This window comes from Mycoplasma hafezii (assembly GCF_049942695.1).
In the GTDB taxonomy this organism is placed as follows: domain Bacteria; phylum Bacillota_I; class Bacilli_A; order Mycoplasmatales; family Metamycoplasmataceae; genus Mycoplasmopsis; species Mycoplasmopsis hafezii.
The window spans coordinates 36,618-54,285 of the sequence record NZ_CP187940.1 but is presented as its reverse complement, the minus strand read 5'-3'; the positions used below and the strand labels follow the sequence as shown (position 1 = coordinate 54,285).

General features: G+C 29.0%; 18 protein-coding genes. 2 read left to right on the top strand and 16 right to left on the bottom strand.

Features of this window, described 5'->3' with window-relative positions; all coding sequences use genetic code 4:
* Positions 1–76: 76 nt before the first annotated feature.
* From ACPYPZ_RS00245 to ACPYPZ_RS00200, 10 genes are read right to left on the bottom strand one after another with little or no spacing between them, the layout of a single operon-like run.
* Positions 77–853 carry a hypothetical protein gene (locus ACPYPZ_RS00245; protein WP_426461331.1) on the bottom strand — a complete coding sequence of 259 codons (777 nt, stop codon included), beginning with the start codon at positions 851–853 and terminating at the stop codon, positions 77–79.
* A 53-nt stretch (positions 854–906) separates the two neighbouring features.
* Positions 907–2,070 carry an anhydro-N-acetylmuramic acid kinase gene (locus ACPYPZ_RS00240; RefSeq protein WP_426461330.1) on the bottom strand — a complete coding sequence of 388 codons (1,164 nt, stop codon included), beginning with the start codon at positions 2,068–2,070 and terminating at the stop codon, positions 907–909.
* Positions 2,060–3,148, bottom strand: a complete 1,089-nt coding sequence (locus ACPYPZ_RS00235; protein ID WP_426461329.1) for a DUF871 domain-containing protein — start codon at positions 3,146–3,148, stop codon at positions 2,060–2,062. The genes ACPYPZ_RS00240 and ACPYPZ_RS00235 overlap by 11 nt, the downstream gene beginning before the upstream one ends.
* Positions 3,149–3,156: 8 nt before the next feature.
* The gene (locus ACPYPZ_RS00230; RefSeq protein ID WP_426461328.1) at positions 3,157–3,561 is read right to left on the bottom strand and encodes a hypothetical protein; all 405 of its coding nucleotides are present in this window, start codon (positions 3,559–3,561) and stop codon (positions 3,157–3,159) included.
* 14 nt (positions 3,562–3,575) lie between these two features.
* Positions 3,576–5,039 (bottom strand): PTS sugar transporter subunit IIC, encoded by a 1,464-nt coding sequence (locus ACPYPZ_RS00225; RefSeq protein ID WP_426461327.1) that lies wholly within the window; start codon positions 5,037–5,039, stop codon positions 3,576–3,578.
* Positions 5,039–5,347 carry a PTS sugar transporter subunit IIB gene (locus ACPYPZ_RS00220; protein WP_426461326.1) on the bottom strand — a complete coding sequence of 103 codons (309 nt, stop codon included), beginning with the start codon at positions 5,345–5,347 and terminating at the stop codon, positions 5,039–5,041. The genes ACPYPZ_RS00225 and ACPYPZ_RS00220 overlap by 1 nt, the downstream gene beginning before the upstream one ends.
* Positions 5,347–5,931, bottom strand: a complete 585-nt coding sequence (locus tag ACPYPZ_RS00215; RefSeq protein WP_426461325.1) for a hypothetical protein — start codon at positions 5,929–5,931, stop codon at positions 5,347–5,349. The genes ACPYPZ_RS00220 and ACPYPZ_RS00215 overlap by 1 nt, the downstream gene beginning before the upstream one ends.
* Positions 5,932–5,942: 11 nt before the next feature.
* Positions 5,943–6,266, bottom strand: a complete 324-nt coding sequence (locus tag ACPYPZ_RS00210; RefSeq protein ID WP_426461324.1) for a PTS lactose/cellobiose transporter subunit IIA — start codon at positions 6,264–6,266, stop codon at positions 5,943–5,945.
* A 1-nt stretch (position 6,267) separates the two neighbouring features.
* The gene (locus tag ACPYPZ_RS00205; protein WP_426461323.1) at positions 6,268–7,140 is read right to left on the bottom strand and encodes an N-acetylmuramic acid 6-phosphate etherase; all 873 of its coding nucleotides are present in this window, start codon (positions 7,138–7,140) and stop codon (positions 6,268–6,270) included.
* Positions 7,141–7,143: 3 nt separating this feature from the next.
* A complete protein-coding gene (locus tag ACPYPZ_RS00200; RefSeq protein WP_426461322.1) occupies positions 7,144–8,385 on the bottom strand; it encodes an N-acetylmuramoyl-L-alanine amidase-like domain-containing protein in 1,242 nt (413 codons plus the stop codon).
* 435 nt (positions 8,386–8,820) lie between these two features.
* Between ACPYPZ_RS00200 and ACPYPZ_RS00195 the strand changes: the two genes are divergently transcribed.
* On the top strand, positions 8,821–9,930 hold the full coding sequence (locus ACPYPZ_RS00195; protein WP_426461321.1) for a DnaJ C-terminal domain-containing protein: 1,110 nt from the start codon (positions 8,821–8,823) through the stop codon (positions 9,928–9,930).
* Between the two features lie 51 nt (positions 9,931–9,981).
* Positions 9,982–11,913 carry a DNA gyrase/topoisomerase IV subunit B gene (locus ACPYPZ_RS00190; protein WP_426461320.1) on the top strand — a complete coding sequence of 644 codons (1,932 nt, stop codon included), beginning with the start codon at positions 9,982–9,984 and terminating at the stop codon, positions 11,911–11,913.
* 220 nt (positions 11,914–12,133) lie between these two features.
* Here ACPYPZ_RS00190 and rsmI read toward each other — a convergent pair whose 3' ends face one another.
* From rsmI to dnaX, 6 genes are read right to left on the bottom strand one after another with little or no spacing between them, the layout of a single operon-like run.
* Positions 12,134–12,850, bottom strand: coding sequence for a 16S rRNA (cytidine(1402)-2'-O)-methyltransferase (gene rsmI / locus ACPYPZ_RS00185; protein WP_426461319.1), 717 nt, complete (start codon positions 12,848–12,850; stop codon positions 12,134–12,136).
* Complete coding sequence (locus ACPYPZ_RS00180) at positions 12,840–13,769, bottom strand: hypothetical protein (RefSeq protein WP_426461318.1); 930 nt, start codon at positions 13,767–13,769, stop codon at positions 12,840–12,842. Before ACPYPZ_RS00180 ends, rsmI begins: the two co-directional genes overlap by 11 nt.
* Complete coding sequence (gene tmk, locus ACPYPZ_RS00175) at positions 13,759–14,412, bottom strand: dTMP kinase (protein WP_426461317.1); 654 nt, start codon at positions 14,410–14,412, stop codon at positions 13,759–13,761. Before tmk ends, ACPYPZ_RS00180 begins: the two co-directional genes overlap by 11 nt.
* Before the next feature lie 10 nt (positions 14,413–14,422).
* The gene (locus ACPYPZ_RS00170) at positions 14,423–15,010 is read right to left on the bottom strand and encodes a toprim domain-containing protein (RefSeq protein WP_426461316.1); all 588 of its coding nucleotides are present in this window, start codon (positions 15,008–15,010) and stop codon (positions 14,423–14,425) included.
* Positions 15,010–15,297 carry a YbaB/EbfC family nucleoid-associated protein gene (locus tag ACPYPZ_RS00165; protein WP_426461315.1) on the bottom strand — a complete coding sequence of 96 codons (288 nt, stop codon included), beginning with the start codon at positions 15,295–15,297 and terminating at the stop codon, positions 15,010–15,012. Before ACPYPZ_RS00165 ends, ACPYPZ_RS00170 begins: the two co-directional genes overlap by 1 nt.
* A 3-nt stretch (positions 15,298–15,300) precedes the next feature.
* A complete protein-coding gene (gene dnaX / locus ACPYPZ_RS00160; protein WP_426461314.1) occupies positions 15,301–17,544 on the bottom strand; it encodes a DNA polymerase III subunit gamma/tau in 2,244 nt (747 codons plus the stop codon).
* Positions 17,545–17,668: the final 124 nt, after the last annotated feature.

The window sequence follows — 17,668 nt, the reverse complement described above, 5'->3', positions numbered from 1 at the left end:
TCCAGAAATTAATAACAAAAAAGAGTGTATTTCTATACACTCTAAACTAACAAAAAGTATGTATTGATATTTACAACTATTTACTATTTTTGATATTTTGATACGAAGATTTTTGCAGATTTTCAAAGTTAGATTTATTATTACGCAATTCTTTAAAAATATCTTTATAAAACACTAAAGTTTTTTCTCGACCCTTGCTGGTAAAAAGTCTTAAGCCATCAGTTCTTTCATCTGTTTCCACTTGAAAATAAACATTTACTTTATTTTGGATCTCTTTTGGTATTCAAGAACTGATTAAAATCACTTTAGCTTCAGTTTGTTTTATTATATTTATCATTCATTTATGTTGTAATGAAATTGAGTTAACAATCATTACATCATTACTCTTCAATAATCGTGATAAGCCAATTTGTTCATATTTGTTATATACCAAAATGGCATTTTTATCCATTCTAAGGAGTGATAACTGCAAGTCTAAATTTAGTCCAGCAGCACCTGAAACACCAATAAAAAGTATTTTATGTGCTAAATCAATCAATCTTGCAGCTTCTTGAACTGTTTGATCTACTATTTCTTTTTTAACATTTGTATTAACTTTTATTATTTGGTTATGAATAAATACTAATTCTTTAACATTTTCAAATCCAATTCTTTTACTAAAATAAGAAAAAGCTGCTGGTGAAACACCAATTGTTTCACAAAAATCCTTAGCATGTTTGATTTGAATTTTTGAATTAACATTATTTAAGAGCTCTTTTGCAATAAAACTATAAACATCATTATTTTCATTTGTACAAGAAATTAATTTTGAAACATATTCACTTTCTTGTGATAAATTTTTATTTATTTTCATAATTTAATTTTAGTCCATTAGATTCTTAAGAAAAGAAAAATAGCGATTTCTCGCTACTTAACAAAAGCTATTTGTCCAAGAATAACTTCTTTTTTTGCACCTGTTGCACTCGGAACATTACTTGGTAAATGATTTCAAGTTAAATAACCTAATATTCCAAAAGCAATCGCTTCTTTTGCATCTTTATCTATACCTAACACATCACTTTTATAAACAGGAATATTGTCTTTTTTAAATAATTGTTCTAGTGATTGCACTATAAAACTATTATTTGCACCGCCACCAGAAACGTAAATTTCTGTCGGTAAATCTGGCTTTAATACAAATTTATGATATGAATCATAAATTGAATATGCAGTGTAATATGTGAGTGCGGTAATAAAGTCTTGCTTTTTAATATTAGGAAAATGTGTGATTAAATTATTTAAAAATTCTATTGAATAATATTCTCTTCCAGTGCTCTTTGGTGGTTTTATATCAAGGTATTTATCATTTCTGAGAATAAACTCAAATAACTCTTGATTAATTTTTCCAGAAAAAGCAACCTCTGCATTTTGGTCATATGGTTTGTTATAAAACTTTTGCATAGCTAAATCAATTAAAACATTCCCAGGACCCGTGTCATACGCAAATGTGTCGTTGAAACGTTCTGTGACTACTGTAACATTTCCCATTCCACCAATATTTTGCATTAAACGCATAGTGTTAGGTTTATGAAATAATAATCAGTCTGTTTTAGGTACAAGCGGTGCCCCTTGACCACCAACTGCAACATCAGCAGTTCGAAAGTTTCCGATAACATTAATATTAGTTAATTGTGCTAAAACCGAGATGTCTCCAATTTGTAAAGTCGACTTTACTTCTTGATAGTTGGGATCAATTAAGTGATAAATAGTTTGTCCGTGTGAAGCAATAAAATCAATCTTTTTAGAATCAAGATTATATTTTTTAATAAACGAATTAATAGATTGTGCGTAAAATTCTGCGAGTTCAAAATTTAATGAACACAGAAAGCGAGAATCTATAGCATGATTAAATGAGCGAAATATTTTTTCTTTCAACTCTTGTGGAAAGTCAAAAATATCAAAATTTAATAATTTAGTAGATATATTTAACGGTTCATTAATATTAGGAATGTCAAGCTCTATATATGCAACATCAAGTCCATCGACACTTGTGCCACTCATTAAACCAATAATATAATATTTATTTTTCAAATTTAAATCTTTCTAAAGGTTCTAAGAAGTCTAATAGCACAAGTTCTTCATCAATTATTTGACCAACTTTATTTCGACCTAATTCGATGTTTTCTTGCTCTTGTAAAATAATTTGTAATTCACCTTTATATTGACCATAATTATTATTGCAAATGACTACATCACCACGTTTTAAAATTTTAGGAGTATTATTTGGTTTAAATGATTCTTGCTTATATTTAACACGTGATTGAGTTGAACGAACCATAAAGTCATTAGTGTCACCACGTCTAAAGTGATTTTCTTCAAATAAAATTTTATTTTCGATTAAGGAATTGCTTGAAAGTGATTCAGTGGTTAATGTAAAAGTAATATAGTCTTTTGATGCTTCTGTAAATTCTTGAATTTCTCTTTCACTTGCAAAAGCATCACCAATAATTACATCATCAATCAGATTTGTAGCATATAAGAACTTAGTCTGAGCTTTAAGTGATTTATCTCTTAGTAATTCAAGAGAACATAATCCGTGCGATAAAGGTCAAGGACCAACAGTAGCATTTTTTGAAGTTACAAACGCAGCTGTTATAATACTGTTATCCTTAAATTTCTGTGTAATTCGTTTAAAAAATTCAAATGATAGTCCTGTATATTTTTGTGGATAAAAATTATGTGATGAGATTAAATTTGAGATTTTAGGATGATATGAAAGAATGTTGTCTAAATATTTATTGTCGTTTGAAATATTAATTTCTATCATTAAATTTTCAGGATTATACGTCATATCAGCTTCTTTTTTACCATCAAAGCCCATATCTAAACGAATACCACTAGCACCTAATTCTTTAAATAAAGATAAATCATTATATGAAACACCTAATTTATCAAAAACTCTTGGATTTACATCTAAAATAACTACCATTCCTAGCCTAGTTGCATAATTATTTATTTCTTGAAATTCTTGAATAATATCTTCTTTGTTCCCTTCTGCACTTAGCAGACAGGAAAACACTCTTTTAACTCCATATTTTGCACACATAGACAAGTAATCTAAAATATCTTGTTTCTTTTGTTTTTCTGGATAAATTGAAATACCTAACATATTAATACCTATTTGTTCTTTTTATTATTTTTATAGCTTTCTTGTTTTTCAAAATAAGAAGGATGTGCTTTTTTAGCTGCTGCTGTTTTCTTTTCTCGTCATTCATTTCAACGTTCGAGAAACACAGCACAAGCGACACCAAAGAAAAATACTGTTGGATATGACGCTGCATAAGTAGTTATGTTTAAATTAATATCTGAAATTACCATTGGTAGAGCAATAATTAAGCATAACGCAAAGGGTAAAACTAAAATAATTCAAGTTTTGATTTTCTTAAAGAAATTAGTTTTTCGATATAGTGAAAACGCAATAAAGTAACCAACAACTAAAACTAATGCTCAAGTAATAAATAATCAAGCATCCGTATTAAATTCTGGTGCTACTACAGCTTCTTCTTTTTCTAGTAAAAGCATATTCCCTCTTTTAATTATTTTTTATGTTTTTTAAGTTTAAAAATACTACGTGAATTAATTTCTTTAGCAATTTCTTGTCTAAGTTCTTCGTGATTAAATTCTATACCTTGTTTTTTAAATGATTCACTTCTTTCAAGGTATTCTTGTTCGATTTCTTCACGAACTAATTTTTTGTCATAAGCTTTCGCAAACGGTCATCAAATTAATGCACTAATTGCAATATTTGCAAAAGCAAGTAATCCTGCTTGTCAGCTTAAGCCTGTAGAAAGCACCGCACCAACTGGTGAAGGTAAGGTTCAACCAACTAATTGCACAGGAACTGGAACTAAATTGAGTTTCATTAGAATAAATGTTACTGTTCCCATTGCAATCGGTGCTAGGATTGATGGTAACGCTAAATAAGGATTTAAAACAAGTGGATATCCAAAAATAATTGGTTCATTAATATTAAAGATACCAGGTAGAATTGAAGGATATGTAATTGCTCTAATGTATTTAGACTTAGCGATTAGTAACATTACGATAATAAGCCCTAATGTTGCTCCTGCTCCTCCGATTCATACGAATCATTGGAAGAATGGTTCTACTAAAATGTTAGCACCATCTTTTACGAAAATTTGGTTAATTTCTAATTGATTAAGTAATGCGGTGTTTTGTGCAAGAGCAATTAATCAAAATGGTCTTGCAAGTGCACCAACAATAGCAGCACCGTGAATACCAGCAATTCAAAGCACCATAAAGAACACTACAACAACAATAAATCCAAAATAGTTATTTCCTGCAACAACTGATTGAATTGGTGATAATAAATAACTTACATATTTATGAATATCAAATTCTAAAAAGTTGAATAAGAATACAGAAGGAAGAATAACTAATAACATTGGAATAAGAGCATTAAATGGTTTAGCAATAACTGGTGGAACTGATTTTGGAAGTCTAATTGTGATTTTATATTTTAGACATAATCTAAATATTTCAACTGTAAAAATAGAAATTAAAATTCCACCAAATACGGTAGCAGCGCCTAATTGTCCAGTTGTAAATGAAGGGTTTCCAATACTTTTATATGTTGGACCTACAATTGAAATCAAATATACAACGATTGACATAAAGATTGCTTGCTGATCGTCTAATTTATAACTTTTTGCTAGACTTCGAGTAATACCAATTACTGCAAAGAACCCTAGCATAGGGTAAGTTATACGGTAAGGAAGCATTAAGAAATATGCTCATTTAGGTGATACTTTAAGTAAGTAATCAACTCCAAATGTTGAACTCTTACCAGTTGGAAAGAAGAAAATAATTAAAAATGTCGAACCAATTAATAGAATCGGAATAATAGCTACCATTCCATTACGGATTGCATTAATATAACGATTTTCTCCAAGCTTACCCATAAACGGCATTAGCACACGTTCAAAAGTACTAAACATATTTTTTAGTTTGCTTTTAACGTTGGGTTTAGCTTTTGTCATTATTCCTCCATAAATTTTTGTAGGTTTTTAATGAGTTTACCAGCACCGACTGGATTGTATTCAGTTAAGTCAATTTGGTAAACTTTTACACCTTTTTTATTCGCAAATTCGCTTATTTCATCGAATTTATATTTAATTTGTGGTGCAACGAGAATGATATCAAAGCCATCTTCATAATCATCCATCTCATTAGCACCAATAGCATTTGCTGAAAAAATTTGCATTCCAGCTTTAAGAGCTTCTTTTTCTAATTGAGCAATTAAAATTTGTGTACTCATTCCACCAGAACAAATTAGTAGCGCTTTCATTAAACTAATACCTCCTTGGGTTCATTTTGATTTTGTTTTTTATTTTGTACAGCAATCACAATTTTGTAAACAATGAATATAAATAAAGCAATTGAATAGATGTATACAAAACTTAATAGAATTTGTTTAATGTAGTTATTTGTAGCGGCAAATTCACCATTAATTTGGTTAAAAATTGGTTGTTCTTGTGTATTAACACCATCTGGAAGTACAGGAATTTGAATATCATTTAAAAATACTTTATAACCTATTGCACCAAATAAAGTAATAATAACCGCAAGAACCACAAATGTACCACCAAAAATTAAATATCTATTTAGTAATCTATCTTTCTTGCTAAAGGCATCTTCTTTTTTTGCTGTATAAATTTTCTTAATAAAACTAACTAAAGCAGCAAAAGTACAAATTGCAGTGATCGTTACTGTAACAATAAAATTAATGTTTGAATAATTTAAGTGTTCTACCACTTGTTGTGTTTGTGAAGTTTGTTTAATAGTTGGAATGAACGATAAGGTAGCAACAATAGAAAAGATCGCTGTCAAGATTGTTAGACTAACAATTTTTGTAAGCTTATATTTAGTCATACAATTCCTTTCTATTTTAATTTCTGCTCAATTACTTTCATAATTTTGATAGTTTTTTGAGCTAATGTCTGCGAATCTTCGCTAGACATAAATTGATCTTCAGCATGAATTAAAAGCAACGGAATTTTAGGTAATTCACCACGGACATCCATTGTGATTAATTCTGCGTGTATTTTATGGGCTTGCTTTAAAAGTTCTTTTCCTTCCTTAACTTTCGCTAGTGCTTCATCAAAGCGAAATTCTAGTGCTAAATCAGCAGCTTCTAAAAATAACGCTTTTGAACCACCAGCATAGGAAATTATTTCAAAGCAAGATTGTTCAAGTTTGTTGTCCATATTAAATTAATTTTTTCAAGTACTCCTTTTTAGCTTTGGGATAGTCTCAGTTGTTTTGAATCATTAAAAGAGAAATTCAAACATTTTTAGTTTGATTAAATACTCTTTCGATTAATTCATCACTTGCGTGTGTAATTTCTTTAATCATATTTTTGCAACGTTGTTCTAATTTTTGATTTGTCGGTACAACGTTAATCATATAATTACTTTCTACATAACCTAACTTAACCATTGTGGTTGTTGAAATTGTATTGCAAATTAATTTCTGAGCAGTACCAGCTTTCATTCTAGTTGAACCTGTGATTACTTCAGAACCAGTCAGAGCTTCAATAGTAATTTGAGCTATTTTTGAACCTTCGGTATTTTTATTATTTGTAATAAGCACCGAACCAGCTCCTATTTCATTTGCATATTTAAGTCCAGCAATTACATATGGTGTGCGTCCTGAAGCTGTAATTCCAATTAATAAATCTTTATTTGAAAAATTAATCTTCTTCAAATCTAAAACAGCTTGTTCAGTATTATCTTCAGAACCTTCTAAAGGCGTATGTAATGCTTTTTTACCACCAGCAATAATACCTATAAATTTTCCTTTAACTCCATATGTTGGATAAATTTCAGATGCATCTAAAATACCAATTCGACCAGAAGTACCAGCTCCAAAGTAAATAACTCTACCTTTTAATTCACCTATAGATTTGATCGCTAGATAAACTGCTTTTTCAATATCTTTAGTGGCTTTTGCAACAGCATCAGCCACTAAACTATCTTGGTAATTAATTGATCTAATGATTTCTTCAGTGCTTAAGTTTGATAATTCAGATGTAAGAGTATTTCGCTGTTCAGTTTCTAAAATTAAAAGATTTTTAAACATAAATTACTTTGCCGAATCTTCTTGTTGGTTAGGATCATCAATTCTATATACCAAAATTCCAGGCACAGATGGTTTTGCTTTTAGTTTTCCTTCTTTATCTGTGTTTCTATATTTGAGATATTCAACTAGATTACTATCCACTACTTTCATATTAGTTGATTGTGAAGATGCATTTCTATAATATGCTTTTCCGTCTTCACCATTAATTAATAGTCCACAGTGTGTAACATCTAATCAATCATTGATAGAACCAGATGCTGCTAGCATAATTAAATCTCCAGTTTTAAACTGTTTCATTAATTCGTCTGTAACAGCATCTCACCGAATGTATGACACACTCCGTGGTTCTTGTGCTACACCAGGTAGGACATCTTTACGCAATACATTGCCGTTTCCATCAGTTAATTTTTTATCTGTTTTAACTTTAACAGGTTCACCTTTATCATTTTTAACCACGTTACCTTTATCATCTAATTTGTCTTTCATTTCATATTGAATTTGTCCATTTTTTACAAATTCAACTGTGATAATATCCTTTACAGGTAAGCTATCACTAGGTTTAACTAAATCTGTAACGATTTTAATCGTTCCTAATTGTCCATCACTTGGTTTTTGTCCGTAGGCTCAATCAGTAAAGAAGTGCTTACGGTTTACATAATTAATTGATGAATGATTGTATCGTGTTTGGATTAATGATTGATAGAACCCTTCGGTTGTATTGGTTTGATCGAGTAAGAACGCATTTATATAATCTAAGTATGTAAAACAATCTAATTCATTAAGTAAGACCACAAATTCTTCTTGTAAGTCTTTTGAACCAAACATACGATTTGCATAATACGGTTGATTCATAAATTGACTTGAAATGAATGTAACTTTTTCAGCAGTAGTCTTTAATGAACTATATTTATCAGTTTTTTTAGCTTCGTTAATTTTATTAATCATTTCTTGAGAACCTGAATTGGTAATCAAATAACGTTTTTGATTATTAAAACCAACAAAATCTTTCACTTCATATTGATGAGCTTTTTTATAAGCTTGTACTTCTGAATTAGATCACTTTTCAAAATTAGCAGTTTGACTTTTATAGTGTTCTAAAACATATTTCTTATAAGCTTGTAAAAACTCATTTTTGAGTTTATCTTCTTTTTGCTTTTCTTCACTTTGAACACATGATGTAAATAGTGGAGCAAGCATAATTGGTGAAATTACAGAAGATAAATATAAGAGTTTTTTGAGTTTCATATTCTCCTTTTATAAATTTGTTTTACACTAAAATTATATTTAGTTAAAACCCTTATCTTAAAATATAGTATTTAAATATTTTATATTTTATGAAGTATTTAAAAATATTAAATTTATTTACATATAAGAAAAAAAAGAAGAAAACCAGGTTTTACAACCTGGTAATCTGAGAAAGCGATATTTTTTAGTTATAGAATACTTTTCTAAAACCACTTTTTACAATAATATTTTAGCATTTCTAATAGTGCTTTTTCAAATTTTGTAAAAGTAAAACAATTTTGGGAAAAACACCCTTATTTGTTCACGAAATTTTATGTAAATAACCTTATTTTTTAAAAAGACCATTAATCTTAAATTATTGATGCTTATATCAAAGCACACTTATTATGTTTTTATTTAGCAAATTAACCATAATTGTGCTAAAATCATAATACTATGAATAACAACAAAGATTTATATTCAATTTTAGGAGTAGATAAAAATGCTACTCAACAAGAAATTAAAACTGCATATCGTAAATTAGCCAAAAAATATCACCCTGATGTTTTAAAAGATGGAACTAGCGACCAAAAAATGAAAGATCTTAACGAAGCTTATAGTGTGCTTTCTGATGAAGAAAAAAGAAAACAATACGACCAATTTGGAATGGACGGTGTAAACGGACAAGCTGGATTTGGTGGTGCTAGTGGTTTTAGTGGATTCGGAGACATCTTTGAAAACATATTTGGTGGTTTTGGTGGTTTTGAAGGCTTTGGACCACAAAATAGAAATAAAGGTCCACAACATGGTGATGACTACCAAATGATTTATGAAATTTCATTTATGGATGCAATTCATGGAACTACATTCGAAAAAGAATTTACTAAATATGAATTATGTTTACATTGTGGTGGAACAGGTGCTGAAAGCAAAAACGACTTAAAAACATGTAATGTATGTCACGGAAGAGGAATGCAAGAAGAAGTCAAAAACGGTCTTTTTGGTCAACATGTGTCAGTGAGTGAATGTCGTGCATGTTCAGGTACTGGAAAAATGATTGAGAAAAAATGTTCTCAATGTAACGGACAAAAATATATCAAAGTTAAGAAAATGACTAAGGTTACAATACCTGCTGGTTCATCAAACTCAACAAAATTAAAACTTGCTGGATTTGGTGGTATAGGACATAACGGCGGACCTTCTGGTGATCTTTACATTAAAATTCAAGTTAAACCACACAAATTCTTTACTCGTGAAGGTAATAATATCTTAATTACAATTCCAGTTTCATTTATTGATTTAATGTTAGAAAACACAATTACAATTCCAACTCCATACGGAAATGAAAAAATCAGATTAAAGAAAAGCTATCAAAACGGTCAATTTGTAATGATTAAAGGTAAAGGTGTAAAAACTGCATCAAAAGTTGGTGATTTATACTTCAAAATACAAGTTATTGCACCAGAATTAAGTAGATCTGATACAAAACTAATTAAAGAAACCCTCGAAAAAGTTCACGATACAACTAATGAAGATTTTGTAAATATTGTAAATTCTGCTAAATAATAAAAAGAAGTCTATATTTTAGACTTTTTTTATTGTTATAATTGAATTACTATGGAAAATAAATATACAGCAGAAGATATTACCCAATTAAAAGGACTTGAAGCGGTTCGCAAAAGACCAGGTATGTATATTGGTGGTACAGACGTCCATGGGCTACACCATTTAGTATGAGAAATTGTTGATAATGCAATCGATGAAGCATTAGCTGGGTTTGCAACTAAAATCGAAGTAACCCTTAAAGAAGATGGATCAGTAATAGTTTTAGATAATGGTCGTGGAATACCAGTCGAAAAAGCTAAAGGTCAATCTAAAACTGCGGTAGAACTCGTTTTCACTGAGCTACATGCAGGTGGTAAATTTAATGGTAATGTCTATAAATCATCAGGTGGACTCCACGGTGTTGGATCAAGTGTTGTAAACGCACTGTCACACCGTTTAGAAGCTACCGTTTATCGTAATAACAATATTTATTTAACTGTATTTGAACAAGATAAAATAATCGAAAGAACGCATATTATTGGAACAACTAAAGAAACTGGTACTCAGGTACAATTCTGACCTGATTATAATTTCTTTAAAAAAGCTGCTCTTAGTTTTGATAAAATTGCTGAACGTTTAAAAGAAAGTTCATTTTTAATTCCAAATCTAAAAATAGTTCTTAAAGATGAAGCGACTGATACAATCGAAGTTTACGAACACCAAGATGGTTTTATTGCTTTTTTAAACTTCTTAAACGATTCAAAAACACAAATTACTGTTCCATATTCATTTACCGACACTAAAAGAGATATCGAAGTATCTTGTGCCTTCCAATGAACAGACTCATATAATGATTTAATTTTAAGTTTTGTTAACAATGTTAAAACCAAAGATGGTGGTACTCACGAAGTTGGACTAAAAACCGCAATCACCAAAACATTTAATGAATTTGCTCAAAAAGAAAATATTTTAAAAAGTAAAAATTTATTTGATGGTGATGATATTCGTGAAGGATTAACATGCGTCCTTTCTCTAAAAGTCCCTGAAAACTTGCTTGAATTTGTAGGTCAAACCAAAGATAAATTAGGTACACCTGATGCAAAAATAGTTGTTGAAGAAATAGTGACTAAATATTTAGAAACTTGAATAGCAGAAAATAAACAAACAGCTAAGAAAGTACTAGAAAAAATCAAACGCGCTTATGAATTAAGACAAGAAGAACGCAAAAGACGTGAGGAAGTACGTAAATCTAAAAAAGCTTTAAAAGAAAAAACTATTTTAAGTGATAAGTTAACTCCTGCAACATCTAAAAAAGTTGAGGAAAAAGAATTGTTCCTAGTCGAAGGAGATTCTGCTGGTGGAAGTGCAAAAAGTGGTAGAGATCGTAGATATCAAGCAATTCTTCCTTTACGTGGAAAAGTTATTAATAGTGAGAAATCTAAGCTAGTTGATATTCTAAAAAATACCGAAATAGGTACAATCATCAATACAATCGGTGCTGGATTTGGTAAGGATTTCGATTTATCCAAAGCTCAATATAATAAGATTATTATTATGACTGACGCTGACACCGATGGAGCACACATTCAAATTCTTTTATTAACATTTTTCTATCGTTTTATGAAACCATTAGTGCAAGCTGGTAGAGTTTATATTGCATTACCACCGCTTTATAAAATTACAAATAAAACTAAAAAAACAGTTCAATACGCTTGAGATGATGATGAATTAAAAGATATTTTAGCATCCGAAAAAGGTCAAACTGAGCTTCAAAGATATAAAGGACTTGGTGAAATGAACGCAGATCAACTCTGAGAAACAACAATGGACCCTAAAACTAGAACATTAATTCAAGCTACGATTGAAGATGCTTCTTTAGCGGAAAGACGTGTAAGTACCCTTATGGGTGATAATGTTGCTGTACGTCGTGAATGAATTGATGCTAATGTTGATTTCACAAATGAAGATGACTTTATGTTATTAGCAAGCTCAGAAAGTAATTAATTTATATCTCCTATGTGGAGATTTTTTATTACCTCACTTTTATTTCACAGTTTATATAAATCAAAAAAATAAACACTCTTAATAACGGTTCAATTCGTTAAAAGCACTTAAAAACAAATATGTCTATATTATAGTCATGAAAGTTTTAAAAGATAAATAACTTGAAAACAAAATATAAAAAATAAGATGACTCCTTAAGTAATAACTCAAGATCATCATCTTATTTTTTGTCTTTAACATATTTAGAAACTTTTTCTCTTTTAATTTTTGGTAGATTTAAAACTAAAGTGAATTCACCACGAACTTCATTATTTTCTAATAATTTTTCTTTTACTTCTAAAGCATTTCCAAAATATCAGCTTTCGTGCATTTTGGTTAATTCTCTAGCTAAACAAATTTGTGCATTAGATTCAAAAACAGTATAAATATCATCTAATGTCGCTTCTAGTTTATGTGGTGAAACATAAAAGATATAAGTACCGATTTCTAAGGTTTCTAAAAAGTTAATTCTTTGTTGGGTTTTATCTTTCATAAAACCTACGAAACTAAAATTATTGCTAAACGATGAACCAACAAATGCTGTAACAGCTGCATTTACACCAGGTATAATTTCAATTTCAAACCCATTTTCGCGTGCTTGTTTAATCACTTCAAATCCAGGATCGCTCACCACTGGCATTCCAGCATCAGAAACTAACGCAACATTTTCGCCACTATTAAGTAATTCTAAAAGTCCCTTTGTTGATTTTTTTTCTGTGAAATTATTATAGGTCATTAGCTTTTTGTGACCTAAATCATAGTGTAACAGTAATTTTTGTGTAACTCTAGTATCTTCACAAGCAATATAATTAACTTCTTTTAAAATTCTTAAAGCACGTAAAGTAATATCTTCTAAATTACCTATTGGTGTACCAACTACATATAACTTACCATTCATATAACTCCAATAAATCAATTAAAAATTTTTCTTTTTGCAATAAAAAGTTTCCATTCCCTTTTAATGCATTTGTAAATTCATCAATAATTTGAATCAGTGTAAAAGCATCAACTTTTCCATTTAATTTTTTGCTAATAGTAATTATTCTATCTAAGTATTTATTGTTCGTTCAGTTATGTTTATGAAACAATAAGTGTGCTTTTGTAATCAATAACATAGAATTTAAAATAAACACATTTTCATTTGGTGTTTCTTTGTTTAAGTTTTCTGTTAAAAACGCATATAAATAAAATTTATTATCACGTTTTAACATTTCAATATATGCAGCACATAATTTATCAAAAATAGCTATATATTCATCACTGATATATTTTTTTGCTTGTTGAATATCGTTTGATAAATATGACGCAATTAAACCAAATGGTTCCATTATTCCGTTAGCAATAAATTGAGAATATATCGCTATTGGATTTTCAGATTGAGAATGAATTATTTGCGCTCTGGAGCGAATTGTTGGAATTATTGCATTTAAATTGTTTGTGCTAGCAATAATAACTACATTATCACTAGGTTCTTCAATAAACTTTAAGCATGCATTTAATGCTTGAATTGAAAACTTTTCTAATTGATTAATAACTACTACTTTAAACTCATCACCTTCATTTTTCATCATAGCTCTTGCGAAAGTAATTTCTAAATTACTTTTTGAAGAATCATCATCAAAACCTAATAAAAAAAGATTGCTTGGTAATATTTCAGCATTAAATGACTCGACTTTTTCATTTAAAAATAAATTAGTAAATTCTAGCAAATCATTTTCGATATTGAAATTAGGTTTACCAGCAATCAAATATAAATGATGGTTTTTCTTGTTTTGAACCGACTCTTCAATTTTAGTGAGTTGATTTTTATTTAGCATAGTTTTTAATGTATTCTTTAAATTGGTGTGAGTTAATTAATTGATTATAAACATCATAAAAAACTTCGTCAGGTGTTTTTGTTGCATCAACAATCATAAAACGATTTGGCTCTTCATTAATTAATGTTTGATAACCGTTATAAACTTTTTCGTGAAAAGCTTGCTTTTCATTTTCTAACCGATCAATTACTAATCTATTTGCTTCACGTCTTTTTCTCGATTCTTCAGGTGAAATATCAAAGAAAAAAGTAATATCTGGATATGTTTTTTCTATCACTAATTCTGTTAATGACTTTGCATAATCATAACCAAGTCCTCTCGCAAATCCTTGATATGCATAAAAGCTATCGATATAACGATCGCAAATAACTAATTTATTACTTTTTAGTGCTGGCCAAACCACCCTCTCTAAGTGCATTCTTCGACTAGCTGAATAAAGCAGTGCTTCAGAAACGTGTGATAATTTTGTTTCATTATTTAAAATAATTTCTCTTAATTTTTCAGCTTCAGGCACATTTTCACCACCAGGTTCACGTGTAAATACCATTTCTAGAAATGGATAATCTTTCACTAATTGATGATGTAGCTTAGAAATAATTGTGGTTTTTCCTGAACCATCCAAACCTTCAAAAGTAATAAACATAGAACCTCCATTATTTACTTCGGTTAGTAATTGATAATCTTAAAGTATTTTCATCAATATAATCAACTGATGAGCCTAGTGGTAAACCAATTGCTAATTGACTAACTTTAATATTTCTATCTCTTAATTTCTTTTTTAAAATAGCGTTTGTTATTTCACCATCTAATGTTGGTGAAATAGCTAAAATAACTTCATCAAAATCCTTTGCGTGTTCTATTAATCTTTGAATGTCTTCTTGAATTTTAGGTAAATCTTCTTCTTTTTTAATTAGATTTTTAAAAACAAAATATTTACCATAATAGAATTTTGCTTTTTCAATTTTTTCGATAATACCAACGTTTTCAACAACTAATAAAATATTATCTCTATCTGTTTCACTGCAAATATCACACTCTTGATTTTTTTCTTTTGCATTTCCGCAGATTTCACAAAATTGAATATTTTCTTTAACTCTTTTAAAATCATTAGCCAGTAAAAAAACATCTTGCTCTGAATTATTTAAAATTCAAAGCACGATTTTTTCAGCTTGTTTTTTGCTGATACCTGGAATTTTTCTAACTTTTTGAATAAACTCTTCAATTGTAGGAGAGTTAAACACTAAAATCCTAATCCACCAGGCATTTGTGGCATTAATTTTTCTTTTTCTACTTTAATCATTTCTTGTGCTTCATTAATTGCAATTACAATTAAATCTTCAATCATTTCTTTATCTTCTGGATCGATTAATAATTCATCAATTTCCACTGATTTTACTGTGTGATCACCAAGCACAACAACTTTAATTCCTTGTTTTTCAACAGTAAATTCTGTTCTTTCTAATTCGTTTTGTTTTGCAACTAATTCTTCTTGCATTCTTTTTAATCTTTTAATCATTTCTGGATTCATATCTTACCCCTTTTTCTTAATTGTTATATCTTTACCAAAAATCTCATAAGCTTGTTGAATTTTTGGATCTAAATCACTATTTTTTAGCTCTAATTTTTCTGGGCCTCTAAAGTTTTCAATAATTTGTGGACCATTTGATTTTCACTTAATTATATAGTTTGCAATAATTTCTTTTTCTTCTCTTGTAATTGGAAATACATTTAAATAATTTCCGAATACTTCTTTAAAGAATTTTTGAAGCGCTATATTTGTTTTATTTTTGTTAAGTTGTCCAACTTTTTCTTCGTCAGCAACTATTAAAATATAGTTAATATTAACACCTAAAATTTCACAACCGTTTAATAATTTTAAAACAGTTTTATATTCTGGGTTAGGAGAAATTTGTAAATTACGCAATACTGTTTTTAATTCATATAATCAAAGCTTGTTTCTTGATCAAGCTTGTGCATCAAAGAATAATTTAGCAAATAACTTCGCAAGGTACTCAGTATCTTTTTCGTTTTCAATAGCTGAGACAAATCCTAAATCAATTTCTTTAGTATTGATTAAATTATCGGTTTCGTACTCAACACTATCGTTTGATAAATCAGCATCAATGTCTGTTCTATCACCTTCTTGCTCATTATCAAATAGAATAAATTCATTAGTATTTTCCATTTTTTGGTCAAAATCAGAATGAGAGACAGTTTTTTCATCATTAAAAATTGGATTTGTATCGCTTAAGTTTAAATAGTCATCAGAAGTCATTTTATGATGTACACGATCTAAACTTATTTTACGTTCAATTGGATTAATTTCTTTTGTCGTATCTATTGTTGTTGTGATTGTTTTTAATTCATTTACATCTGGAGTTTTCTTAGTTTGTAAAGGAATTTCTATTGTGCTGCTTTGTGTTGTAAATTTCTCTTTAATCACAGGTTTAGGTTCTGGTTTAGTAATCTCAATAGTCTCAGTTTGTTCTTTTTCAACAACTTCTTTAGGTGATAATTTAAAATTAAGTTCACGCATTGTCGGTTGAGTTTGCTTTTCTTGTGGTACTTCAGATTGATATTGTGGTTTAGGTTTTTCCACTTCTTTAACAATTTCAACTTTTTGCTGTGCTGGTTCTTTTAAGACTGGACTAATTGGCTTATTAATTTCTTGAATTTTGTATTCAGGTTTAGAATTAACATTTTTATCATCAAGATTACTCATTAGCTTCATTAAACCTAACTCTATTAAACTAAAAGGCATTTCTGTTTTTTGAATGGTAGTTAATATATCATAAAATGCATCACTGCACTTTAATGCTTGTTTAAGCGAACCTATTTTTAATGCTTTTAATTGACTAACTGTCAGCGAATCTGCTAATTTAGAATCGTTTGATTGATATACTAAAATTCATTCTTTAATTACAGTTACTAAATTAATAATTAACTGATTTGGATCGATACCCTCTTCTTTAAGTTTGGTAATTTCTTGAATTACAAAACCAGCATCTTTTTGGATTAATTTATTAACTAATTCAATAATTTCATCATAACTTACAATTCCAAAATTCTTTAAAATCGCTTCATTTGTAATGTTTCCATTTTGAAATACACTTGCTTGTTCAACAATTGATAAAGCATCACGCATACCACCAGATGATAAACGAGCAATTGATTTTAACGCTTCTACTTCATAGGTAACTTTTTCTTGTTTTAAAATTCACGCTAAATGCTGCACAATTTCTTTTTCAGTCATTCTTCTAAAATTGAATCTTTGAACTCTAGATAAAATAGTAACTGGAATTTTATGTGCATCAGTAGTAGCTAAAATGAAAATAGCGTGTTTTGGTGGTTCTTCCAATGTTTTTAATAATGCATTAAATGCATTTTTAGTTAACATATGAACCTCGTCAATAATATAAACTTTATATCTAGACTCTAGTGGTGTTTGCTCAATTTTTTCTTTTAAATCACGAATTTCATCAACACCATTATTTGAAGCTGCATCTAATTCAATCACATCTACAGATGAATTAATTTTTTCTAAACATTTAGGGCATGCTTTTGCTAAATTCTCATTATGCATACAGTTTAATACATTTGCAAAAATTTTAGCAACAGAAGTTTTACCAGTTCCTTTTGGTCCACTAAATAAATAAGCGTGAGATATTTTTCGAGAATTAACAACATTATTTAAAGTGGTAATAATGTGATCTTGTCCAACTACTTGTTCAAAAGTAGTTGGTCTATATTTTCTATATAATGCCTTGTAACTCATTGACTTACCTCTATTATTCTTTATTGTTTTATATTATATTTTATTTAATGTTGAATTAGACAAAATAAGCATCTCATTAATCTTTTTTCATAAAATTTTCTCATTTATGAAAATAAAAAACCTA